Genomic DNA, 25,344 nt, shown 5'->3' on the forward strand with positions numbered 1-25,344 from the left:
CCAGCTCAGACTGATCCCTGGGTATCCAAAGTAGCTTTAAGTTCTAAATTCAGTTGAGGTCCAAACAACTGAGCTCAACAAGGCAAAAATAAAAAACCCGCATAAGCGGGCTTTTGAATATCACATTAAGTTTGGCTTATTGCCAAATAATCTTCTGCTTACTGCCATACCATCCGTCTTGAGAAGGTGCGTAAACATCTTCGATTACATTACGCTTAATTTTCATTGTCGGCGTCAGGAACTCATTTTCAATCGTCCACTGCTGATTCACAACAACCATAAATTGCAGCGCCTCATGCGGGTCAACCGAAGCATTAACCTCTTTCATTAAGGCTTCCAATTCCGGCTCAACCTGCTTACGGAAAGACTCATCACCCTGCTTAGCAAAAGTTTCATCCGAAAGCATCAACAAAGCATAAGGCTGAGGCTGTTCAGCACCAGCAACACAGACCATCTCTAAAGAATCATGACCAACAATCTTGTTTTCAATTGGCGCTGGAGCAACATACTTACCTTTACTGGTCTTAAAGATTTCCTTAATACGACCAGTAATACGCAAGCGACCCATGCTATCAATTTCACCCTTATCACCAGTCAGCAAGAAGCCATCCTCGGTAAAGGTTTCTTTGGTCTTTTCTTCGTCTTTATAGTAGCCCATCATCGTAGCAGGGCTCTTGACCTCGATCTCACCAATTTCTGAAATACGCTGTTCAACACCCGGCATCGGCTCACCTACATAACCAACCTTTGAGCGGCCTGGCAATGAGATATGAGAATATGCAAAATTCTCAGACATACCGTAACCTTCTAGCAATTCCAGACCCAGGTTACGATACCAATTAATGATATCACCTGATAACGGCGCCGAACCACTTCCAGCAAAACGGCAGTATTCCAAGCCCAGAGCAGTCAATACTTTCTTCTTGACCAAACCAGACACAATTGGAATCTTAAGCAAACGATTTAGTTTCTTAGGAGGCATCTTCTTAAAGATACCTAGTTGGAACTTGGACCACAGGCGTGGAACAGAAATAAAGACCGTTGGTTTAGCACGACGCAAGTCGTCCAGGAAGGTATCCAAAGCATCAGCAAAAAATAACTGAGCACCTATATGGATAGAGGACTGCTCAACCGCAAAACGTTCAAACACGTGCGCCAGTGGCAAGTAAGATAACATTCTATCAGTAGGCTTTATATCCAAAGCTTGTGCAACACCGCTTGCTGCAATACCTAAGGCCTCAAATGACAACATAACGCCTTTTGGCTTGCCGGTTGAACCCGATGTATAAACAATCGTCGCTAACTCGTCAGCATCCCGAACAGTATCTTCTTGTATCGGAGCATGCTCAGCAACCAGGTTATCCCAGCTTGGGTAATCTGTTTTTGGACTTAGAGGATAAGAAACACAAGGTAAATCATCTGGCACACCAGGTTTCATCATTTCCCAGTCGTCCAGTTTACCAACAAATAACAACTGCGTTTCACTGTGCTCAAGGATATACTTAACCGTTTCAGCATTTAGCGTAGGGTAAAGAGGTACACATATATGACCCGCCATCCAGATCGCCAGATCACTCATGATCCAATGCGCACAGTTCTTCGAAAGAATACCGATTCGACTTTTTGGTGGTAAATCTAAAGATTTAATATAGCTAGCCATCCTTCTGGCCTCGCCAACTGCTCGGTTCCAGGTATATTCCTGAACCACGCCGTTACCCATTGGCTGAGTTAGATAAATATCATCCGCTTTTGCTTTTTCCCAGCGATATACCTGCTCAAGAGGCAGCTTTACTTTCTTCAAAGAGGTCATGGTGATGTCTGTAGCCCTATTGTATTTAGTTTAGAAATTCCGTCTTTCAACTTAGATTTATACCCGAAGCTGATCATAATAAAAGGTGTGAACAAAAATTAAAATAAAAAACTGTAAAACACCCGAAAAACTTAGTAATTTATGGCTCCTTTATGCAGATAGCCAATACTCACAACTACTCAGTAAACACATACGGAATGATCTGATTGTTTTTTGAGGTCTCATGAAAGCCGAAGTAACAGAAAACGACTCGGAGTCACGCTCCCATTCAATCAATAATAGTCAAAGCGTGCTATTCTGCAAGCAGTGCAAGCATGGCCACATGATACCCTCATCCGAAGAGGGCGACCCAGGAGCCCATAAAAGAACTTATTTATATATATAAGTCCAAGAAGCTTTTAATTGCGTCACGCACGTCACTGCCACTATCCCCTAGTAACAAGACATTCAAAACAATAGATACCACCATCACAACCGCAAGCAGTATCGTTAACCAATTCACTCGCTGATACTTTATTACTGTCTCTTTTTGAACAATTTCCGGGGCATCTTCTCGAGGAGATTCAATGACTTTCGTCTTTTCCTCCTCCTGAAGCGGCAAAAGCTCGGACAAGACAGACTCAACGCTTTGCGGTCTCTGTTCTCGGCGACGTGACAGCATGCGACCAACTATTTGCTGAATATCAACGGGTAATTTAATGAATATCTGGGTCTTAACCAGGTTGCCATCCTTAAATGCTGGAGGAACCCCCGTTAATGCATGATAAAAAATTGCGCCAAGCGAAAAAATATCAGATAACTCGTCCTTTCGATCATCAGCATCTCCATACCAGTTACCATCTCGCTCTTTGACACGATAATGCTCATCCAAACCAAAGTCTGTCAATTTAACCTGGAAATCTGAAGTCAACAAAACATTGCTAGGACGCAAATTGCCATGGCAAACCCTATTTTGATGCGCAAACGCCAAACCTCTACAAATTTGAACCGCCGTATTCAAAAACATCTGCATTCCCATAGGTTCAATCAAGCGGTCCTGCAGACTGCCACCCGAGACATATTCCATAACAACAATGAATACACTATCGTTCTTGGATGTTCCTAGAATATTAACCAGATTCGGATGCTTCAAACTGTGAAGCATTTTTGCCTCACGATACCCCGTAAAAGTAGAGGTACGCTTCTTAATTACCAGAAGCTTGTGAGAGGACTTATCTTCATACAAATAAACCGCGCCAAATTTGTCTTCCTGCATAACATCAAGTAAGCCAAATTTTTGCTGAATAGAGGCTAAGCCTTCTCCTGCCCGATTCACTTGTTCCTCAGCAATATGCTGACCTTTCATCGCCAAAAGCAACTGAGTCCGGACCTGCTCTACAGACTGAGGACGTTCAGCAGGGTCAACAGCAAGACACTGATGAATAAGGTTTTCAAGGGCTGGAGTTATATTGGCATCAATCTGAGCCATTGGAGGCGCATTGGGTAGTGGCAAGGTACTGGTGAATAATTCATACATCACCACTCCCAGCGAATAAACGTCACTCAAAGTAGAGGTAAAGGCGATGCCTTTGTGCTGCTCAGGAGCCATATAGGCTTCTGTTCCCATGATTAAGCGCGTTTCATCAGGGTTCATATCTTTATCGGCTTCAAAAAAAGAAGCGATACCGAAATCTAAAAGACGCGCAAAGCCCTCTCTATCGATGATGACATTTGCCGGTTTGATATCTCGATGAATAACATCAAATTTATGCGCATAGGCGATTCCTTTACACATTTGAATAGCGATATCGACTTTTTGGTTAAAATCAAACTTCCGCTCAGTAATCGCGTCCGCTAAGTTTATGCCCTCAACGAATTCCATCACGAATACAGGGCGCCCCTTGCTTGTCGTTCCACGATCGATAACATGTATTATGTTGGGGTGGTTCAAACGGGCGATAATTAAGCTTTCTCGCTTAAAACGCTTTATGACTGAGGGATTATCTGAAAGCGTTGCCGACAGAACTTTAATCGCAACTGGACGATTCAGCGACAACTGCATACCACGATATACCGTGGCCATGCCTCCTTCACCAATTTTGTCTTGGTACGCGTAACGACCCTCTTTCATATTGTTCTTCCGTCCTTAGAAACTAGATAAAGAAAATCAAAAACACTATTGCGAACAAGACCAAAGCCAACATCATCGACCTACCTTTGAGATGACGCAAATAAGCTCTTTTATCAAACGCGTGGCGGTAAGTACCTTCAAGCTTAGGCGGGACGATGCTTGCAGTTTTGTTTTTAGATTTAGAGTTAAAATCCGACGCCCGAATTTGACGGACATCTTCCTGAAACTGAATTAAAGAAAAGCTCACGTTATCTGGTGCGCCTGCCTCCAACACCAAATCTAATAGTGTCTCTCCAGCCTCATCCAAAGAAGGGCTATCACAAACTGTTTGAAAGATCGTACTTTCTTCCAATGGACCAGACAAACCGTCTGTACATAAAAGCAGGATATCACCTTCGTGCAATTCGCCTAAAACCTTGGGAATTTTTTCCAGATTCATCTGTCCCATCGCTTGAGTCAGCTCATGCTGCCCAGCATGAGTCCGAGATTCACCTTCAGAAATAATACCCTGTTGAAGTAACTCATTAGCAAGATTGTGGTCTGTGGATAATTGAGACAGACCCTCACTATCTATCAAATAGGCACGACTATCCCCAACCCAGGCTAGCTCAAATTGATGCCCATGAAACAGACTAACCACAACAGTGCTAGCCATTCCCTCCAATTCTTGCTGACTTCGTGCCGCAGATATCAGTGCAGAATTTGCATCTTCAACAGACTCTCGCAGCGACTTTCCCTGACGAATCCGTCGTTCAATTGTTTGAACGACTAATTGACTCGCGACATCACCATGCGCATTTCCGCCGACGCCATCAGCAACCACCCACAGGCCCAGAGTTTCATTGGCTACAACGCTATCTTCATTTCTTTCACGAACCAAGCCCTGATGGCATACGGAGGTTGATTTCAACATGATGGGTCAGTACACACCTTATTACTTTATGGATACCACACAGCCTCCGTAGTTATCCGAAGCTTATGGCATATATTTTTTGTTTTCCTTAGCTTCAGTATAGCCAGCTCACAAAGACTAAGCACCTGAAAATACTAAATTTCTATTTCGTATATTATTTTTTCAATCAGTTACATAAATCTTAAGGGGAAAATTCGAAGAGCTGGAACTTAAGACTATACTCAACATAACGTGGAAAATTTAATACTTATCACCAGTCAATAAACGAGTACAAGAGTTCTATGCTTAAGCTTCAGTTCAGGGATCGCCGAAGAGAGTCCGTATGGTTAGTTGATCAGAATTTTACGATCGGTAAAGCTGCGGACAACAGCCTAATGATAAACGAGAAAGATATTCTCGACCATCATATCCAAATTACCAACACACAAGAAAAACTGAGCCTAAATAATGTCTCGTCGAGCTCAAACGTGTTACTCAATGATAAGCCTGTCGCGACGAATACAAGCCTCAAAGCTGGAGACGTCATCACCATTGGCTCTATTGAACTGGAACTAATCGACCCAAAGTCTGTGAATGAACAGAGCAATGCAGGTTCCACGACAAACTACTCTGCGGGTTGGTCTATCTACTCTAGCGCAAGCTGGCTAGACCAAAGCCGTTTTGTCATCAATAAACGCGTCGTTATTGGTCGAGACCCAAGCTGCGACATAACGCTACCTCTGGAACACCTTTCCAGAAAGCACGTAGCATTAGAAGTTAAAAGTGGCCAGCTATACATGGAAGATCTCGACTCCTCCAACGGCACCTTTTTAAATGGTAGACAAGTAAAACAATCAGCTGTTAAAAATGGCGACAAAATCAAGCTGGACGTATTAACCTTCGAAGTAAACGGACCGGCTCACGACCCCAACAAAACGATTATTCGCAGTGCGTCTGACAGCACCCCGCCAAGCACTGAAAAGACATCCAGCTCGCGCTTGTCGACAAAGATAGAACAACCCGAAAAGAAGCCAGTTAAGAAACCGGCACCAAAACAGACAGCAAAACCGAAACCCAAAGCCGCAAAGAAACGATTGGCTTCGAACGGCAAACAAGAATGGATATCGGGAGATAGTAAACCCACGAATAAAAACAAGAGCAGCTCAATGACAGGAATCATCATTGCTTCGATCATTGCTATTGCCGCTATCACTGCATTTATTTACTTTCAGTGATAAGAGCTCGTCATCTATAGAGGGCCTTGAAAGTTGCTATAAATCTTGCTGTAAAGATTGTAGCAACTTCGTCATTGCATCCCGAAGCTCATCCACAACCATTTCATCGTAATCTATTTTGATCCAGCGTTGGTGCTTATCCGAAGGATGAAGCAACCAACAAGCATATTCTAGACTTGAGCAACCGGCGCCAATAAAAGGATCTAACCCGGCAACCTGTAAGCTTGTTGCACTTAGCATCGGGGCACCATCTTGATAGCTCTTTTCCTGAAGGGTCACTCCACCTTTCACCACACCAAGGTGATACACCAAACCTTCTTTTACTCCGTTTTTTTTGATCCTAGAGCCTGTATAGGGATGCGCATTCAAGAGACTATTTATCTGCATGCTTAGCGCTTCAACCGGATCCTGTGTTAAATATAAGGCTTGCAGTGATTTTATATAGCCGTCTCTTTGGGGCAATTCCACCATTTCTATAGACGTTTTGTTTTTTTGTCCTGAGCCCTCAAGGCTTTTCTCTGCCTCTTCAGCTTCTGTTATCAAGCGCAAAGCTTGCTCATAGAACTGCCCCTGACTACCTGAACTAATAACATAGCGTTCAAGCACCTGACGCGCACTGTGAAACTCTTGTTTGCGGATTTTAACCAAACCCTCGAAATAATGAGACTCAAGCGGTTGCGGCACGTCTAACTTACGCATAAGTACTAGCTGACTCGTCGCATGCTCCCAGTTCCCATTTTCCACCGACTCCTTTAAGGCCAACAAAAGACGCTCGACCTCATGCTCTGGCGGCAAACCTGAGCTATTTACAATCCCTACCTGCAAGCATAAAAATAAAAACAAACATAAGTTTCTCATTGATGACCCTGTCAAAGCATACAAGTTTATTGTCACGCATAGATAGCATAGCAAAGATCGAGATCCTTAGTGTCTACCACCAAGCAAATCTTTGTTTTTAACGCAATGAAAAACGGTTCAGGGGACGAGTACAAGAGCAAAAACACTCTCAAGCTTTTGCAAAAGCTGACTAAAGCAGAAAAGATGCAGAGACTAGGAAGTAAGCTAAACTACGAAGCGCATACGAGGCGTGCCTCGTCCAACATAGCGTGTACAACTTTATCAGACATAACCTTATCACTAGGGTCCGAACTGTCACTTTCAGGCCCAACCGTAATAATACTATCGTCTTCTACAAGCTCCTCAATAGAGGCCATTTCAGTTAACACAGGTAAGTTATCTGGTTCCGCTACGCCCTCATCAAGAATGACTGGCGTGATTTTGGTCTGTGATTCAACAACAATCACCTCATCACTCTCACTCTCGGGCACTAGCTGGTCAAGCCCTTTCGACGATGCAAGTGATTGAACGGTAGGCAGATCTTCAGGTTCAAGCGTCTCTTTAGCTGACGACACTTCTTGCTCAATTGGACGCTTATACGCCTGAATATCAACCTGGGCAGGCTCTGAAAAGAACTCACCAATATAATCATTCAAGATCTGACCGTTAGAATTTGCTTCTTGGGAGCTTAAGGGAGCATCGTCATCATTCTTATCTGAGGCGCTTGCTGAACAATGATCTACAATCTCAGTGCCTGCAGAGCTCATGTCCTGCTCAGCGACCAATAACTGAGGTTTCGGGGAAGCCCCCTGACTTGAAGAGGATATATTGATTCGCACACTCATTCTGCGCGCAGAAGTCTCGACCTGAGACAGTTCGCTCTGAGCTCGTTCCATGCGAGTAGAATTCAGATAACAGCGATAAACCTGAACAATCAAAACCCCCACTAAAATGAGGGTAGTCGCCTCAAACAAGTGGATAAGTGAATTCATGAACATCATCTTCCCTTTCTATAAGGTCTAGAAAGCCCGACAATCAAGTTGCTAGCGTTAGATCATCAAGCTCACGAGTACAAGTCTTATTTTTATATAGCTAATAGTTACTACCGATGACTAAAATATATCCAAATGCACTTTATCAAAAACTAGACAATAGGTCATGGGTGAAAACCGAACTTTTTTCACTTACATGTAAAAAAATTGATCTAAAGCAGATTACTTATTAAACAAACTTCATCTATTTCAGGTTTTTATTTGCTACCTTCAGGCAAACCATCTAACAGAACACGATCCAGGCGCTCTAGTTCGACATCCTTATTTAAAGGTTCCAATTGAGGCATACGCTTATTCGCTTCAATTGACATTTCTTGAAATCGTTCCACTTTCCCATGAAGGCCTTGTTGTCCGACAAGCGATATAAGTACGTTATTATAGTGATTATTCGAGCTAAGCAAGCTGCCACCCAGTTTCTGCAGCCTCTCTGCCACAACACACACATGGTTGTATATCTCACCCGCTTTTTCACTTAAGGCCAATGCATCATTTTGGCTGTTCTGAAGACGCCAGATATTTGAAACGGTTTTTAGTATCGGTAAAAGCGTTGTATGGGAAACTAGAATAATATTTTCGCGATAAGCTTCTTCATAAAGCTCAGGACTATGCTTAAGCCCTTCTATATATGCGGCCTCCAATGGCAAGAACATCAAGACAAAACTTGGGCAGTTAATTCCTTTAAGACGACTGTAGTTTTTCTCTGATAGCTCTTTAACATGCACTCTCAATGCTTGAATATAATTATTCATCGCTAATTCGCGTTGAGCTTCTGTTTCAGCCGAAATAGCAGATTCATACGCCACCAATGAGGCCTTACTATCGATAATCAAATGCTGATTGTCTGGCAGGTCTATTAAAAAATCTAAAAAATACGCTCGCCCTTTGTCATCTTTAAGGTGAACCTGCGTCCGATAATGCTGATCTTTTACTAATCCGGCGACCTGTAAACTTCTTTCTAGTTGCACCTCGCCCCAATTACCCAAGGTTTTCTTATCGCCTTTGAGTGCAGTCGTCAGGTTCTGGGCATCCTGAGACATCTGCGCATTAAGGTTTCGCAGAATCTCCAACTCCTTCTTTAGACTACCAGCCGATTCATGATTTTCCTTCTGGATACCGTCTACCCGATGACGGAACTCGGTAATTTGTTCTCTAAAAGGTTTTAGCACGCCTTCGATAGACAACTGGTTATCCTTGGTAATGCGTTTTCCCTTTTCGTCAAAGATGCGGTTCGCCAAATTCTCAAACTCTGACTGAAGTGATTTTTTCTGAGACTCAAATTGCTCTCTCTGTTGAATCATTGCGCGATCACGCTCTTCAATAACCGCCTCTAGACGGGCATTATTTCGATTCAAGTCAACCACCTGAAGCCTGGACGACTGAAGCTCGTCATGTAAGTTTAAACACTGTTCACCTTGAGCCTCTAAACGTTCCAGCAAAAGAGCCTTATCACTTTCTAGAGCTGAGTATCTGCTCTGTTCATCACTTAGCTTTCCAAGGTATAGCTTTCGAAAATAAGCCAGACCACCTATAACAATAAAGGATAAACAAGCGATAAATAACTCTAGGTTCGCCAGTAAGTGCTGTTCCATTTAGTTAGCCTTAGATAAGTGAAAACATTTGCCGCTACGTCGGCAAAAAGAAGTCTGTACGGTATCCCAAAAACCATACTATCAGAGTCTGAGAGACCAATAATCATTGCTATTCAATAGATTATAGAAGACACCATAAATTTTGGCCCATTTAATGCTTCCCTAGCTGGTAATCGCGCTAAAACCTTAGACAGCGCTTTGAATATACCTTTGACACTTTAGTATAGCTGCCATGAAAATTTTTCTACAACGATGCTGGATAGTGCCGCTAGTTCTATTACTCAGTGCCTGTAATGGAGGCTCGTCTGGCAAATCTTCGCCCCAAAATCATCAACCTGTAGCCAATGCAGGTGAAGACATGACGGTCACCGAAAAACAATTAGTGACCTTAGACGGTTCTGCCAGCCATGACCCAGACGAAGACGATATAAACTACAAGTGGATTCAGGTTGACGGTCCCTTCGTGGAACTCAGCTCAGACGAAGATGACTCACCGAGCTTTATTGCCCCTGACGGAAGTACAACCCTGCGCTACCAGCTACACATTAGCGACGGGATCAACTCATCTGTCCCTGATACCGTCACGGTAACTGTACTAGAACAAGCTGACAACAACACCCACTCTAATCCTGATAGCAGTTCTGACCCTGACACCGGCTCTGACCCTGACAGCGGCTCTGACCCTGACAGCGGCTCTGACCCTGACAGCGGTTCTGATCCTGACAGCGGCTCTGACCCTGACAACGGTTCTGATCCTGACAGCGACTCTGACCCTGACAACGGTTCTGACCCTGACAACGGTTCTGACCCTGACAACGGTTCTGACCCACAGACCTCAAATACACAGCCTATCGCCCATGCAGGTGATGACCAAAACGCTAACGGGAACAGCTTGGTCACGCTGGACAGTTCTCAAAGTCTTGATTCTGATGGCGACACGCTAAGTTATTTATGGACTCAAGTTAGCGGCCCAAGCATAACACTCAATGATACAAGCATCGCTTTTCCCAGCTTTGTTGCACCCAATATTGACGCTAACTACGTCTTTTCCTTGCATGTTAACGATGGTCTTGAAAGCTCCGAAACTGATGAGGTGAGTATTACAGTCACTGCAATCAATACTAATCAACCCCCTATGGCCGATGCGGGCCCTGACCAACAAGCAAACGGGAATGACATTGTCGTCGTTAGCGGCGCAAATAGCACCGACCCGGAAGGAAGCAGCCTGAGCTATACCTGGCAACAGGTTTCCGGCCCTGTGGTTACAGTTCTAGATTCAGAGCAAGCTCAAGCTTCATTCATAGCACCGGAAAATGGTGGCGAAATTGAGCTTAGCCTAACCGTCAATGACGGCGAGTTAAACTCTGTAAGCGATAGCATTATTATTTCTGTTCAAGCTATCAGCACTGCATTGGTCGCTCACGCAGGCGCTGACCAAACAGTCAGAAGCAATACATTGGTTTCACTAGATGCCAGTGAAAGTACTCATAGTGAGCACCTGAGTTTAAGTTACGCCTGGCGTCAGACAGGTGGCCCAAGCGTCATTCTAAGCTCGGTGTCAGAACTACAACCACAATTCCAGGCACCTGAAACTGATTCGACTAGCACCCTTATCCTGACTTTCTCATTGGTAGTCAGTGATGGCGAAGCAAATTCTGCGGCTGACGAAGTGGTAATCAGTGTCAGCAATGCCAATTCGGCACCTTTCGCCAATGCGGGCCTATCTCAAAGCACTGAAGGCGGAGATTCTGTAACACTGGATGGAAGCCAAAGCAACGACCCCGAAAATGACACGCTCACTTACGAGTGGTCACAAACTGCAGGGCCAGACGTTGAACTGAATGATAACACCTTGGTCTCACCCAGCTTCGTGGCGCCAACGGAGGGTGGAGAATTGCAGTTTTCACTTATTGTCAATGACGGTGAACTATCTTCGGAAATCTCATTCACGAATATTTCAGTGATGCCTGCAAACAATCCTCCTATCGCCAACGCCGGTGTCGACCGATATGTTGGCAGTCTCTCTATTGTGGCACTAAAGGGCAGCCGAAGCCTCGACCCTGAAGACGACCCCTTAAGTTATAGCTGGCTTCAAATAAGCGGCCCTGAAGTAAGTTTAAGTGATGAGACAGATGCTAACCCGGTATTTGAAGCTCACACTGATGGAAGATTGGTATTTTCATTAGTGGTTAACGATGGCCAACTCGATTCAGAACCGGACCTGGTTAATGTCGTGGTCGGCCCAATACCGGCGACTAATATTCGCGTAAATGGAACCGGTATTACCTGGGGAGCAAGCTACCCTAGCGGCAATAACCTAGACTGTTCCGGCGAAGCCATCGACCAACAGGATTGTTCCTTAGGTCGGGAGCTAACACATAACGATGATAGTGATGGTCGTGCTGGCTTCAGCTTTATAAAGTTCGATGAGGATGGCGTTGAAACGGATAGTTCAGATGCTGAATGGAGCTGCGTTCAAGACTCTGTCACAGGCTTAATGTGGGAAGTAAAAAGTGAAGGCAACGAAACACCAGGAGACGAAGGTTTAAATGACGCCGATGATCGTTACAGTTGGTACAATACTGACGCAAGCTCAAACGGTGGTTCGGAAGGTTTTGCAGATAGCAGAGGAGAGCAATGTTTTGCCTATAACGAAGACGAACCGGCTAGCTACTGCAACACCGAAGCCTTTGTTAACCGTATGAATGAAGCCGGCTGGTGTGGCTATGCCGACTGGCGACTACCTAATCGCAAAGAGCTGCTCAGTATCGTTGATTACGGTAATGCTAAACCCATGCTCGATACTGATTACTTCCCTTCCAATGCAGCCTTAACCTGGACATCTAGCCCTTTTGCACTCGGTACAAGCAGTGCCTGGGGAGTAAATTTTTCTCATGGTAACTCTTATAGCCTCGATAAACGCAATGTAAACCAGGTACGACTAGTAAGAGGTGGTTATGAATAAATATATTTGCTTAGGGCTTCTAACACACTCTTTGCTTTCACTTCCTGTCCTGGCACAGGAATGTAGTAGCGATACCATTGCCGAAACGACGCCTGCAACACAATTTGTTATTCACGGAGACGGCACCATTACCGATACCAGCACGGCACTAATGTGGAAACAATGCTTGGAAGGTTTAAGTGGCACTCAGTGTAATACCGGCATTCTCAACGAGCAGAACTGGTCAGGAGCTCTTCAGATCCCTCGTAATATAAACGCGACAGGAGGTTTTGCAGGCTACGCCGATTGGCGCCTTCCCAACCAGGCAGAGTTAGCCTCTCTGCTAGAAGACCAATGCGTTGAGCCAAGTATTAATGCGACGGTTTTCCCCAATACTGCCAACAAGTTTCTCTGGAGTGCGTCACCTGACTACAACAATGATACGGCCACATGGTTCGTGGACTTCAAACATGGCGCAACAGGTACCATCACCAGAGAGCAGGCTTGGCCAATTCGTTTAGTTCGAAGCGTTCAATAGTTTAATCTAATGGAATGAGGAACGATCACGCGATCAAAGCTAAGGGCAGCTGCCAACAGCCTTGCTTAAACCGTGTATTTAGATATTGTCTCAAGCAAGACCGCATTATCAAAAGGTTTACCAACAAAGGAAGTAAAACCTTGATTCAAATACTGTTCGGTTTGTTCAGGAAGAACATTTGCTGTAAGAGCAATAATGGGTAAATCTTGCCTTCGTAATTGTTCCCGAATAATCTGACAGGCTTGCTCGCCATCCATAATAGGCATTTGAATATCCATTAAGATCAAGTCGATATCTTTCGCCTCAACACTGGCAACAGCGTCTTCACCATTATCCGCTATCTCAACCTGATAACCCGCTTTCTTAAGAATTTCTTCAGCGATCATTTGGTTAATTTTATTATCTTCAACCAAAAGCACGCATACATCAGCAGGCGCCTTAACTTTTCTCAACAATCTTTCTGTCTCTTTGCCGAGTACTGTTTTCACCTCAAGCTTTGCTTCCTTAACAACAGGAAGATCCAAGGTAAATTCAAAAGTAGAGCCACTGCCCACTTGGCTTTCGACCTTTAACTCTCCTCCCAGCAAATCCACCAATCTCTTGCTGATAGATAACCCCAGACCTGTCCCGCCATATTTCCGGGTCGTAGAGGCATCTTCCTGCTTGAAAGGCATAAACAAGTCTTTCGTATCGTGAATACCAATGCCGGTATCACTCACCGAAAACCGAACACCGCACCGACCTTCACTTTCATCCAATTTAGCATCACAGCTAAGCGCTAAAGTCACCTCACCCTCTTCGGTAAACTTGACTGCGTTGCCGCATAGATTCAATAAGACTTGCGATAAACGAAGCTCATCCGTTCTAACATAAACGGGTAAAGCCTCATCCAAGACTACCTTAAAGGCGATTCCTTGCTGATCAGCAGCAGGTAACATTAGAGACTCAATATTTCTAGCCAGCTCACTCAATTCAAGCTCTACTTCCTCCAACTCAATCATATTCGATTCGATCCTATTGAAGTCGAGAATTTCATTGAGAATCTTCAGTAGCATTTCTGAAGATTGCATGACTTTTTCCAAGTAGTCTCTCTGCTTGTCATCTAAATCAGTTTCGAGGCACAGTGAAGTCAGGCCAATAATTCCATTCATAGGCGTCCGTACTTCATGAGACATATTGGAAAGGAATGTAGTCTTCGCCATGTTTGCCTGTTCAGCTTCTTTAAGCGCACTTTCCAAATCTTCAGTTCTCTGTAAAACCTTACCCTCCAGGCCTTTATTAAGTTCAATCACCTCTTGTTCTCTCGCGACCACATCAGAAATATCTGTATTCGATCCAATAATTCTCAGGGTTCTTTTCTTGTCATCGCGAACAGCCATACTGCGTGACAAAATTGTGACCAACGAGCCATCTTTTTTCAGCATTCGGAAACGGCACTGACTGGTGTCAGCCTTTCCCTTGATAAGGTCAGAAAAGAGCGTATTTATTTGATGACGATCTTCAGGGTGAACGTGTTTCTGAAAGGCCTTCGTATCATTTTCAAGCTCATCATCCTGATAGCCAATAATCGCCTTCCAACGAGGCGATAGATACAGAGAATTAGCCAATATATCCCAATCCCAAATACCGTCATTCGAGCCCTGCACAATAAGTGAAAATAGCTCTTTGCTATCGCGTATTTTCTTCCGCTGCGTATCGACGGTATCGTAAAGAGAAAAAATTGCTTTCGATAAAACCTGGAGCTCTTCTGTATTAGTAACAATGCTTCTATCGACTGACTCACCAGCAGCCAAACGGGAGATCTTGTCGAGAAGCTGAGCAACAGGCTGGGAAAAATACTTTACCAAGAAAAATCCGGCGGCAATAATTAGAATAAATGCCGAAAACAAAATAACGAAAGTGTTCTCTAAGGTTTTTCTAACAGGCGCTAACATCAAGTGGTCTTCAAGCGCGACACCGATGCTATATCGACTACCAGGAATAGGCTGGTGAGCCTCCCCTCCTAGATCAAGCGCCCTCATTCCGGCATTCCCCGTGATCATCTCGTTACCAAGAGCGTTTAATTTAGGGTTATGTTCATTTAGGATAGAGTACTTACTGACGGCCTTTTCACCCTGCTCATTTAAGACAAAGTCGCCTTGATCATCACGTAATAGTTGAATGATCTTATTTTCGTCCCAGTGATACCAGTAAGTTCCGTCATTCGCAACCAGCATCACCTTGGCACTTCCCTGGACACCAGAAAAACTTTCTTTAACCAAGGTTTGAACCCGATCATGGATATATTCCCAGGGAATACTCAGCCCCAACATCCCCCTTACTATCTTACCTTTATCCTGAATAGGAGCCGCAATAACAATCTGCTTAACCCCCGTCGTAAAGGAGATCATCGGGTTAGAAATATAGGCTTCAGGCGAATCAGGATCTTCAGGGTGAATACTCACCTGCCAATAGTCGCGAGAGCGAATATTTTTAGGCTTCGAGTCTGGTTATTTATCATCAAAGGTTCGAATCCCTCCTTGTAGCAGATTCGCACCAGAAGTGTTATAGAAATGTCCGTTGGGTAAACCAATAATGAACTTCTCAAACTTAGGTTTCAGGAAGGTCAATTCACGCTTTAGATAAGGCATGAAGGTTTCGAACTAAAGGCCAGAAAGCTCTGCAGAACGAGCGTATTCCTGCACCAATGACTCACCATGGTCAAACTCAAACTGAAGACCATTAGCAACGAGCATTAAGCTCTTCTGCGCAATTTCTACGGTAGACTCAGTAACTTGTGCCTTGCTGTGAAGGTAGGTTTGAAAGGATATCACCAGCGAAGGCAATAAGCCGACAACTAATAGAGTAAGTAGAAGCTGATCTCGAAACTTGTACATGTGACACTTTCCTTACCTGCTCTAAAACAACTCAATTGAAGACGGGTAACTTCCTTTCAAACATTGTGCTCACGTCCTAATACTTATCACTGTGCTGTGAGCGCTTGCCTATCACTGCTAAGGCTGCAACTCGGTATGCTTCGGCTAGTGTCGGGAAGTTAAATATGCTCTCGACAAAGATATCGACATCAGCATTTGAAAGCATTGCCATCTGACCAATGTGAATAAGCTCGGTTGCACCTTCGCCAACGATCTGAACACCGAGAATCTTTTCGCCCTGAGGGTCACATATGATCTTCAGCATACCATCACGTATTCCATTAATCTGACCACGAGAGATCTCTTCAAAATTGGCTTTACCAATCACAATACCGTCACCATGCTCTTTCTTAGCTTGCTGCTCAGTCATCCCAACAGCCGAGAGTTCAGGAATTCCATAGATACCCGAGGGGATCATCTTACTCATTGGACCCACTTCAATTCCTAAAGCATTACAACTCGCTCGTCGTCCCTGCTCCATTGACGCCGAGGCCAATGATGGCGGGCCAATGACATCGCCTGCCGCATAAATATGCGGGACTTGGGTTTGCAACATATCATCAACCGATATATTGCCAAACTCATTTAACTCCAAACCAGCATTGGCAATCTGCAGGTCCTTCACATTTGCTACGCGGCCAGCGGCACAAAGAAGCTTCGCAGATCTAACAATAGTCCCGTCATCGCATCGCGTGATGACTTCAGATAAGCCATCCCACTCAACAGTTTCAACGTTCTTCTCACCTAACCATGTGCCACCCATTTCCTGAAATGAGTCGACAAACTTGGAGGTTAAGTCACCATCCATAAAGCCCAAAGGCAAAGGATACCGGTCAATCATTGTTACCTTAACGCCAAGCGCCTGGAAGATAGAGGCATATTCACTAGCGATAACACCACCACCGAGAACAGTGAGGCTCTTTGGCAAATACAACATTGTTAGGATTGAGTCAGAATCAAAAATATTTTCATGATCGACAGGGATATTATCTGGCTTACGAGGGATCGAGCCGGAAGCAATAACAAAGCTACTGGCTTCAATTTGTTCAGCTTCGCCGCGCACTTTTGTTACCTCGATAACATTCGGCGATACAAACTTGGCCCGGCCGTGAATACGTTCGATATTATTGCGTTCAATCTGATTTACCATAAAACCGTCGTGCGCTTTCAATACCCGATTCAAGCGGTCGATCAGTGTCGACATCTCGGTATCTTCAGCTAATTCAAACTGACATAAGGCCGCATTCTCTCGCATCTTTTTAACACGTAAGGCGTTCTCACGAAGCGTCTTGCTGGGGATCGTTCCTCTGTGTACACATGCACCACCCAACCATTGATCCCGCTCTATAAGAGCGACACTCTTACCACCTTTGGCTGCCTGTACCGCTGCTTTTTGCCCTGCAGGACCACTACCAATAATCACTACATCAACTTGTCTCATGAACGAATTGCCTCCAGACCACTCTTCACGATGTCGTGTCTTTCCTTCAAAAGCTCCAATTCATCTTCATATAAATTCAGATCTGCAAATACGGTATCTTGCAAAGCTGTATCTATCGCAGCTTCTTCACCCGATAACATTGCTTGAGCTAACTTAGCAGCACCATTAGTCACCATCGCTTGGTCACGATTGCTTTGGGCATTTTGATAGTCAGCATAGTAATGAACAGATTCCTGAACGATTGCGGGCATTTTCCATTTTCTGACCACGACTTCGCCATATTTCACATGATAAGCAGATTCGATTACCCCTACTTCATCTAATGAAATAGATACGTCATGCCATTCCGAGTAGTCAAAGATGGTCTGAAGGATAACCGGTTTGCCAATGCTATGAAGCAAACCGCATAGAAAGGCGGCTTCGACATTTTTCTTGGCAACTCGCGCAACCTCTTTTCCCCAAAAGGCTGTACATAAAGCATGGTCCCATATTTCATTAATACGGTTTTCGTATGTGGGCGCTTTAAATATTTTCGTATTAAGAGAAGCTGCCAAAGCAATTTCTGTAATCAGAGACAGACCGAGCCTTGCCACAGCTTGTTGCAGAGAAACCATTGAGGCGTTGGGTGTATATGCGGCTGAATTAGCAATGCGCATCACATGGCCAGCCAAGGCCTGGTCACTTTGTATGAGTTTGGCCAACTGTGCGGCATCAGAATCTGGATCATTCGATAAAGCTAAAACCTGGTTTGCCACATCCGGCAGCATCGGCACTTCGATTTTGTTATCGCTTAGATTATCAATATATTTCGCAATAGCTTGCGCTTTTGGGCTTAAATCTGAAATCGGGCTGCTCACACAACTACTCCACTGATTATTGTTTTTATTTAGTGTAGACCAGCGTTGGTGGGATAGCAGGGATATTGGGAAATAACGAAGGATGTAACAGCTTTGTGTAATTAGTGAACAATTGCAATAGCTGAGCCTAATTCCTTGAGATTATAACTAGCTCGCCTATTATACGCGCTCATTCAAACAACCGTTTCAATTCCAGGAGCTCTATGAAGAAGTTTAGTATCTTGTCGTTGCTACTTTCTTTGCCCATTATTCTACCCTTCAGCTTGGCTTTATCTTTTTCAGCCTATGCGGATATTTCCCGTTCAGCCTTTATTGAACAACTCGACTCCGCCAATTGCACACAAGTCCCTCCCGAAATATACCTGGATACCCAAAAAGCTCATTTCGATTTCGCCAACGCTCTAAGTCTCTCCTGGATTTCACTTACGACGCTAGGAGAGAATTCTATTTCCGCTGAAGAGTTTGAACAACAATGGCAGCTACGCAACTTAGAGATCATCGACAACCCAGAGACCAACCTGCGTATATTGCTTGCTGATTATAAAGATACAATGCTCATTACCTATAGATACACGGATAGTAACAAGGAGTGGCTTTACAATTCCGATGGGACTTCAGACGATTTTGAACATAGCTTTACACTAGGTGAAAAAACGCATCACGGCTTCTCTCAAGTATTAAGCTCAGAGTGGGCATCGCTATTGGCAAGCGTTAGAGCACGAAAGGGTCAAAGCAACAAACTATGGGTATTTGGCCATAGCTTAGCCGGCGCACTGGCGCAACTAAGTGCAGCAGGCTTCGAGCAAGAAGGTATTCACGTTGATCAGGTCTACCTGTCAGGCTCGCCCAAAGTTGGTAGCCCTAAGTGGGTTGAAAAAGCTCAAGTTCTTCTCGCTAACCGAGTGCATAGAGTGGTGTATGAACAAGACCTTATTGCCCGCTTACCGGTAAATCAACAGGCACTGAACGAGTTTAAGTCGATATCCAGCATTGCTCCAGACTTTATCGCGAATTCGATGAACGAAGCAAACAGCCTGATGAACTTCGATACCCTAGGTAGGCAGATCTCACTCGACCACTATGCTAACTATGTTGAGTGGAACGAAAGTGACTCTGTTTCATTGGAACAAATATACTGGTTGAACCTAGCAGATGATCTTTCAATTGCTAAACATGCTTCCTTAAGCCCACTTGATCAGATAAATAATATGACAAGTGTCATTTCAGCTAATACAGAAGACCATTCACAACTAAAAGATGATGGCTACTTCTGTGCAATGATAGCCGCGCTGGAAAATGAACACTAAAGTGACTCGGCTCAAGCCAAAGTGCTTTGAATACACATTTGCGGCGATCTTCTACTAAACTAATAAGGATATAATTAGTTTTGGAGCCTATTTCTTGATTGCAAATCGTGAACAGCTTGTAGAGTCACTTGAAAAAAGTAAAAGCTATCAACACCAGCATCTTGGGCAGATATTACTGCAAACCGGCATTATCACGTCAAAACAGTTAAGCACCGCCCTGCATAAACAAATTGCTGAGGGCAAGAAAGAAATGCTAGGGCATATATTGCAGCGCTTGGGCTACGCTAGCGACCACCAGGTTCGCAATGCACTTTCCTGCTGTCTGGAGATACCTTTTATTCAGCTCGCCGGGTTTGACGTTGATGAACATGCGTTGCAACTAGTTCCTGCCGAGTTTGCCAGAGCACATGCTGTTATTCCCCTCATGGCTCACAAAGATCGCTTAGTCGTGGCGATGGAAGACCCGTCTGATAACGAAACCATCAACCTACTGCATTTTTTATCTGAACAAGTCATCGAGCCGGTATTGAGTACCGCAAGTGATATAGAGTACGCAATTTCTCAATATTATGGCTCAACCGATATTGATGATGTTCTAAAGGATATGCCCAGCACCAGCTTGAGCAATAGCTGGGAAGCTCAACAAGCTATAAAGCTCGCATCAGATAAACCAACCGTTAAGCTAATACATAATTTGATCGCCGATGCGGTAACCCGCAGAGCATCAGACATACATATCAGGCCCAAAGAAAAAAGCGTTGATATTCTCTACCGTATTGATGGCAGTCTGCTAAAAATACGCAACTTTGATATTAAAATGTTGCCTGCCGCTGTTGCCCGTATCAAGATTATCTCAGGAATGAATATCGCTGAGCATCGTTTGCCTCAAGATGGTCGGACCAAAATCACTAGCAAAGATAAATCGATTGATTTGCGCGTATCGATCATGCCGACTATTCATGGAGAAAGCGTAGTAATCCGTCTCCTCGATACTTCGACCAGTATCAATAATATCGATGCCATAGGATTCAATGAAAAAGACTCGGAACTGTTTACCCAACTCGTTAACAAAAGCAGTGGCCTGATTTTAGTGACCGGCCCTACTGGCTCCGGAAAAAGCACCACACTTTATGCGGCACTCGAATCCATCAAACAACGTGAAATCAATATCATCACCGTTGAAGATCCGGTTGAATTCCATATCGATGATATTCTGCAAATCCAGGTCAACAATGCCATAGATTATAGCTTTGCACGTGCACTCAAAAATATTCTTCGCCACGACCCAGACGCCATTATGATCGGTGAAATACGAGATGAAGAAACAGCTAAAATGGCAGTAGAAAGCTCACTTACAGGGCATTTGGTGTTATCAACCTTACATACCAACAGTGCCGCTTCGACCATTACCCGTCTACTTGAAATCGGCGTACAAGCCTATCTCCTAAATGCAACGCTACTAGCGGTACTGGCTCAAAGACTTGTTAAACGGAATTGTCCTCACTGCCTGGAAGAAGAGCAGGTATCCCCTATTGTACGGAAAGCTTTGGGTCTGAGTGAGGATGAAGTATTCTATCAGGGCGCTGGTTGTGATAACTGCCATATGACAGGCCATAAAGGCCGTGTTGCAGTATATGAACTGTTGACACTATCACCCGATATTCGAGACATGATCAAGCCAAAAGTAAGTGCGACAGATATCGAAAAAGCCGCAATCGAAAATGGCATGACGCCTCTTACTGATCATGCACTGCATATTGCCCGACAACAGCAAACCTCATTGTCAGAAGTGTATCGGGTAAGACTGGGATAACCTCAAACCTTACTCAGACGCCTCATCCAAAGACAACTTGCTCAAGACAATGACTGCTTGTGTACGGTTACTCACGCCTAATTTTTTAAATATCGCCGTAATGTGCGCCTTCACAGTTGCTTCAGTCACACCTATTTCATATCCAATTTGCTTGTTCAGCCAGCCTTCCCTCAGGAAGCAAAGTACTTTGTACTGTTGAGGGGTCAATGAAGCAATCTTGGTAGCCAGGTCCATCTCTTCTTCATCGATTCGCCTTAGGCGGCTGCGCACTTCTTCAGGCACCCACTTCTCACCCTCAGTCACGCACTGCAATGCTTCATAGATAGTTTTTGGCGACGCTGATTTAGGAATATAAGCGCTTGCACCATGACCAATTGAGCGACTTATCGTCTCGGCATCTTCACGAGCAGACACGACAGCAACCGGAATTGAAGGAAATTTCTCACGTACTGTCACCAAGCCAAATAGGTCTTGGCTGCCGGGCATATGCAGATCAAGTAGTAAAAGGTCTAGCTCCGGGTCTTCAGCAATGGCTGCCAGAGTCGTCTCCAGGTCAGACGATTCAGTGATCGTAACGTTTTCAAAGTGGGCGTTAATAATTTCTAACAAGGCACTGCGAAAAAGTGGATGATCATCTGCGATATGAAAATGGTACATAAGTTCTCCGAACAGGATTGAATGTCTGTTCAATGTTTATTATTAGAATACGTTCCTTGGAGAACAGCATAGCCTGACTGGTCATAATTTTCGAGGGGTAGATAATGCCTTTCATCTCCCCTCGAGCAACCCTATAGTTATGAGTCAGTGCGGTTCAAACGACCCTCGATCAGCACATCAACTACTGAAGGGTCGTTCAGCGTTGAGGTATCCCCCAAGTTGCCAAAGTCATCTGCAGCAATTTTGCGAAGGATCCTGCGCATGATCTTGCCAGATCGCGTCTTGGGTAAGGCATCGACCCACTGAATCAGCTCGGGTGTCGCAACCGGCCCCATTTCAACTCTCACATGCTGCTTCAGTAACTCTGTTGCATTGGCTGCAAGCTCAACACCGTCCATCGGCGTCACGTAAACATAAATCGCTTCGCCTTTGATATCATGTGGATAACCAACAACAGCTGCTTCCGCCACATCAGGATGAGACACCAAAGCACTCTCTAATTCAGCGGTTCCTAAGCGATGACCTGAAACATTCAAGACATCATCAACACGCCCGGTAATCCAGAAATAGCCATCAGCATCTCGCTTGGCACCGTCGCCTGTAAAGTACATATTGTCATGAGTTGAAAAATAGGTTTCGATAAACCGTGCGTGATCATTCCAGATGGTACGAGCCTGCCCCGGCCAGGAGTCCATAATAACCAAATGACCACTCGTTTCACCTTGGAGAATATCACTATTGGTATCTACCAACTCTGCTTGTATACCAAATAGTGGATGACAGGCAGACCCCGGTTTAGATTCTGTTGCATAGGGTAAAGGCGTCATCATCTGACCACCCGTTTCAGTTTGCCACCATGTATCAACAACCGGACATTTGCTATGGCCATACTCAGTATAATACCAACGCCATACCTCCGGGTTAATCGGCTCCCCTACGGTACCAAGAATTCTCAGTGAATCACGTTTACTAGACCCAGTCGCTTCGTCCGCTTTAGCCATTAAGGTACGAATAGCCGTCGGCGCTGTATAGAAAACTGTCACCTTGTGCTGATCAATTACTTCACCAAAGCGCCCCATACTCGGATAATTGGGAACGCCTTCATACATGAGCGTTGTGGCACCATTCGCCAAGGGTCCATAAACGATGTAACTATGGCCGGTAATCCAGCCAACATCTGCCGAGCACCAGAACACATCACCTTCTTTATGGTCGAATGTGTAGTAGTAGGTCGACGTCACATAAGTCAAATATCCACCACTGGAATGCTGTAAACCTTTTGGTTTACCGGTAGAACCAGAGGTATAAAGAATGAACAATGGATCTTCAGCATTTACCGGAACGGCTGTATGCTTGTCAGCTTGCTCAGCCACCAAGCGACGATAGTCAACGTCCCAGTTATGACGAGTTGAACCTGTGTTATGGGTTGTTTCAACAACCAGTACATTTTTGACAGTATTACGTTTGGATATCTCCAGCGCGTCGTCCACACTTGACTTAAGCGGGATAGATTTCCCACCACGCACACCCTCTGTCGCCGTAATCACGACTTTTGCCTCACAATCATCCAGGCGATCTGCTAAAGCTGTTGCCGAAAAACCACCAAATACCACTGAATGAATGGCACCAATACGAGCACACGCCAGCATCGCATACGATGCCTCGGGAATCATAGGCATATACAGTACGACACGGTCACCTTTACCTACTCCCATAGATTCCAGGCCATTAGCCAACTGACACACCTCTCGATGTAAGTCTCGATAGGTAATTGTCTTGCTGTGGCCCGGTTCATCGGCTTCCCAAATTATGGCTGCCTGGTCTGCTCGCGTTTCTAAATGCCTGTCTACACAGTTGTAACAAACATTCAGCTCTCCATCTTCATACCATGAAATATGTAAGTCATCTTTTGCAAATGAGACATCTTTGACTTTGGTGAAGGGTTTATCCCAATACAAGCGCTCAGCTTCTTTTCGCCAGTAGTCTTCATTCTTCTCTATCGACATTTGATACAGGCTCTGATAGCCAACTTTATCGATGTTTGGCACAAAATCACTGGTTGAATTAGAGGTAGTGTAGTTATTCTGGGCAGCTAAGCTCATGACAGGCTCCTTGAAGTCTATGTTACCGAGTAAGTAGATATAACTCTTATTGTCAACATATTCTGGCCGCCGCCAATTAGACCTTGGTCGAGCACTAGACTATGGTCTAAAGCTCTCTGGACAATAAACTAAAGAAATAGCACAACCGACTTCAGTGTTTGTTTCATCAATTGAACAAACAACCCAGACTAGTGATAATGTTCACCCATCAAATGACACTCGCAATAAACTCATACCACAGCTCTCAATTCCACGGTATTTTCGCTCTCATATAAGCATTAGTCTACTTTAGAAAGAATCTTCTTTCTCCGCCTGGTCAAATAGCTTTTGAAGTTCAGAATGATAGGCACCTTGAGAGGAATAATCACTTTCAGGACCTCGCTAAGAAAATATAAAAGCCGTATTTTCCGATACCAGAACAAGCGTGATATCTTCTTTGCGGTGAAGTCGTATCCATATTGGAATACCGGCGCAAACTGTTCGTGGTTACCAAACCGACTATATTTAGCCAAGTCAAATGACAAGACCAAATCAGCCCTCTTCAACTGCTCCTTGGTACGCTGATCAATTGCGATATCGATAGCATTCCCCATTATAGCGACCATATCTTTAGGTTCTTGATAGCGACTCACGCCATTCAAATCAACAGCGATAGTAATACCCGCACCCATCTGTTCAAGTGCTGAAACGGGTACGTTTTCAGTGATACCCCCATCAACCAACGACCTACCTTCAATTTCTACCGGCACAAAAATCCCTGGCACTGCCGCTGACGCACACACCGCATCGGCCAAGTTCCCTGATCTTAATATGACCTTCTCACCGGTATGAATATCGGTAGTACAAATCGCCAAAGGAATACGAGCATCCTGTATATCCACATTACCGATATCTTGCAAAATCATCTCGTGAATGGTTTTGGTGGTGAAGATACCTTTGCGTTGAATCGACAAACCGACCATCGAGCTGAAACTCATATCCTCGCCCACTTTCTTGATCTCGTCTATCGACTTACCGAAGGCATAGTAGCTCGCGACTAAAGCCCCAATACTGGTGCCGGAAATATAATCGATCTCTACATTTCGCTCTTCCAGTACCTGCAGCACGCCAATGTGAGCAATACCCTTTGCTGCGCCGCCGCCCAACGCAAGCCCGATACTCTGATTAAAAGGGTTCCATTTCATAAATTAAGTTTCTTATATTTGACCTGAGGCAATTCTAACCAGAGCGAGTTTCATTTACTAT

At 44.5% G+C, this 25,344-nt stretch carries 19 protein-coding genes; 5 read left to right on the forward strand and 14 right to left on the reverse strand.

All coding sequences use genetic code 11. The features are described 5' to 3' along the window. Positions 1-136: 136 nt before the first annotated feature. The 3 genes from A3763_RS14450 to A3763_RS14460 all read right to left on the reverse strand — a co-directional run bounded on the left by A3763_RS14450 (position 137) and on the right by A3763_RS14460 (position 4,833). Positions 137-1,810, reverse strand: coding sequence for an AMP-binding protein (locus tag A3763_RS14450; RefSeq protein ID WP_068508392.1), 1,674 nt, complete (start codon positions 1,808-1,810; stop codon positions 137-139). Positions 1,811-2,183: 373 nt separating this feature from the next. Next, a complete protein-coding gene (locus A3763_RS14455) occupies positions 2,184-3,920 on the reverse strand; it encodes a serine/threonine-protein kinase (RefSeq protein WP_068553013.1) in 1,737 nt (578 codons plus the stop codon). Positions 3,921-3,942: 22 nt separating this feature from the next. Continuing rightward, complete coding sequence (locus tag A3763_RS14460; RefSeq protein WP_068508396.1) at positions 3,943-4,833, reverse strand: PP2C family serine/threonine-protein phosphatase; 891 nt, start codon at positions 4,831-4,833, stop codon at positions 3,943-3,945. A gap of 281 nt (positions 4,834-5,114) precedes the next feature. On the opposite strand from A3763_RS14460, the gene A3763_RS14465 reads away from it, so the two are divergent. Further along, entirely contained in the window at positions 5,115-6,047 is a 933-nt protein-coding gene (locus A3763_RS14465; RefSeq protein ID WP_068508398.1) for an FHA domain-containing protein, read from the forward strand. A 36-nt stretch (positions 6,048-6,083) separates the two neighbouring features. On the opposite strand, the gene A3763_RS14470 is transcribed toward A3763_RS14465, so the two are convergent. The 3 genes from A3763_RS14470 to A3763_RS14480 all read right to left on the reverse strand — a co-directional run bounded on the left by A3763_RS14470 (position 6,084) and on the right by A3763_RS14480 (position 9,525). Beyond that, entirely contained in the window at positions 6,084-6,905 is an 822-nt protein-coding gene (locus A3763_RS14470) for a hypothetical protein (RefSeq protein WP_068508401.1), read from the reverse strand. A gap of 209 nt (positions 6,906-7,114) precedes the next feature. Then, entirely contained in the window at positions 7,115-7,876 is a 762-nt protein-coding gene (locus A3763_RS14475; protein ID WP_156490450.1) for a hypothetical protein, read from the reverse strand. A 257-nt stretch (positions 7,877-8,133) separates the two neighbouring features. Beyond that, entirely contained in the window at positions 8,134-9,525 is a 1,392-nt protein-coding gene (locus A3763_RS14480) for a DNA recombination protein RmuC (protein WP_068553624.1), read from the reverse strand. Positions 9,526-9,757: 232 nt separating this feature from the next. Here A3763_RS14480 and A3763_RS14485 point away from each other — a divergent pair, with 232 nt between their 5' ends. Beyond that, a complete protein-coding gene (locus A3763_RS14485; protein ID WP_082880475.1) occupies positions 9,758-12,490 on the forward strand; it encodes a DUF1566 domain-containing protein in 2,733 nt (910 codons plus the stop codon). Further along, positions 12,483-13,007, forward strand: a complete 525-nt coding sequence (locus A3763_RS14490) for a DUF1566 domain-containing protein (RefSeq protein WP_068511867.1) — start codon at positions 12,483-12,485, stop codon at positions 13,005-13,007. Before A3763_RS14485 ends, A3763_RS14490 begins: the two co-directional genes overlap by 8 nt. Positions 13,008-13,072: 65 nt before the next feature. Here A3763_RS14490 and A3763_RS14495 read toward each other — a convergent pair whose 3' ends face one another. The 5 genes from A3763_RS14495 to A3763_RS14510 all read right to left on the reverse strand — a co-directional run bounded on the left by A3763_RS14495 (position 13,073) and on the right by A3763_RS14510 (position 18,220). Next, positions 13,073-15,451, reverse strand: a complete 2,379-nt coding sequence (locus A3763_RS14495; RefSeq protein WP_068634501.1) for an ATP-binding protein — start codon at positions 15,449-15,451, stop codon at positions 13,073-13,075. Between the two features lie 45 nt (positions 15,452-15,496). Then, entirely contained in the window at positions 15,497-15,637 is a 141-nt protein-coding gene (locus A3763_RS27630) for a hypothetical protein (protein WP_156490449.1), read from the reverse strand. 12 nt (positions 15,638-15,649) lie between these two features. Then, positions 15,650-15,883: a hypothetical protein gene (locus A3763_RS14500; RefSeq protein ID WP_068511862.1), complete on the reverse strand. Its 234-nt coding sequence runs from the start codon at positions 15,881-15,883 to the stop codon at positions 15,650-15,652. Positions 15,884-15,959: 76 nt separating this feature from the next. After that, positions 15,960-17,363 carry a Si-specific NAD(P)(+) transhydrogenase gene (gene sthA, locus A3763_RS14505; protein ID WP_068511859.1) on the reverse strand — a complete coding sequence of 468 codons (1,404 nt, stop codon included), beginning with the start codon at positions 17,361-17,363 and terminating at the stop codon, positions 15,960-15,962. After that, entirely contained in the window at positions 17,360-18,220 is an 861-nt protein-coding gene (locus A3763_RS14510) for an HDOD domain-containing protein (protein ID WP_068553621.1), read from the reverse strand. Before A3763_RS14510 ends, sthA begins: the two co-directional genes overlap by 4 nt. 203 nt (positions 18,221-18,423) lie before the next feature. Between A3763_RS14510 and A3763_RS14515 the strand changes: the two genes are divergently transcribed. Together A3763_RS14515 and A3763_RS14520 are read left to right on the forward strand one after the other, a co-directional pair. Continuing rightward, positions 18,424-19,527: a lipase family protein gene (locus A3763_RS14515; protein WP_068511852.1), complete on the forward strand. Its 1,104-nt coding sequence runs from the start codon at positions 18,424-18,426 to the stop codon at positions 19,525-19,527. A gap of 94 nt (positions 19,528-19,621) precedes the next feature. Continuing rightward, complete coding sequence (locus A3763_RS14520) at positions 19,622-21,340, forward strand: GspE/PulE family protein (RefSeq protein ID WP_082865379.1); 1,719 nt, start codon at positions 19,622-19,624, stop codon at positions 21,338-21,340. Positions 21,341-21,349: 9 nt separating this feature from the next. Here the strand turns inward: A3763_RS14520 and A3763_RS14525 are convergent, their stop codons facing one another. The 3 genes from A3763_RS14525 to A3763_RS14535 form a co-directional block, all read right to left on the reverse strand. Further along, a complete protein-coding gene (locus A3763_RS14525) occupies positions 21,350-21,997 on the reverse strand; it encodes a response regulator transcription factor (RefSeq protein WP_068511850.1) in 648 nt (215 codons plus the stop codon). Between the two features lie 137 nt (positions 21,998-22,134). Then, positions 22,135-24,099 (reverse strand): acetate--CoA ligase, encoded by a 1,965-nt coding sequence (gene acs / locus A3763_RS14530; protein WP_068554348.1) that lies wholly within the window; start codon positions 24,097-24,099, stop codon positions 22,135-22,137. 278 nt (positions 24,100-24,377) lie between these two features. Next, complete coding sequence (locus A3763_RS14535; protein ID WP_068511847.1) at positions 24,378-25,283, reverse strand: patatin-like phospholipase family protein; 906 nt, start codon at positions 25,281-25,283, stop codon at positions 24,378-24,380. Positions 25,284-25,344: the final 61 nt, after the last annotated feature.

The sequence above is a fragment of the Oleiphilus sp. HI0128 genome (assembly GCF_001635365.1).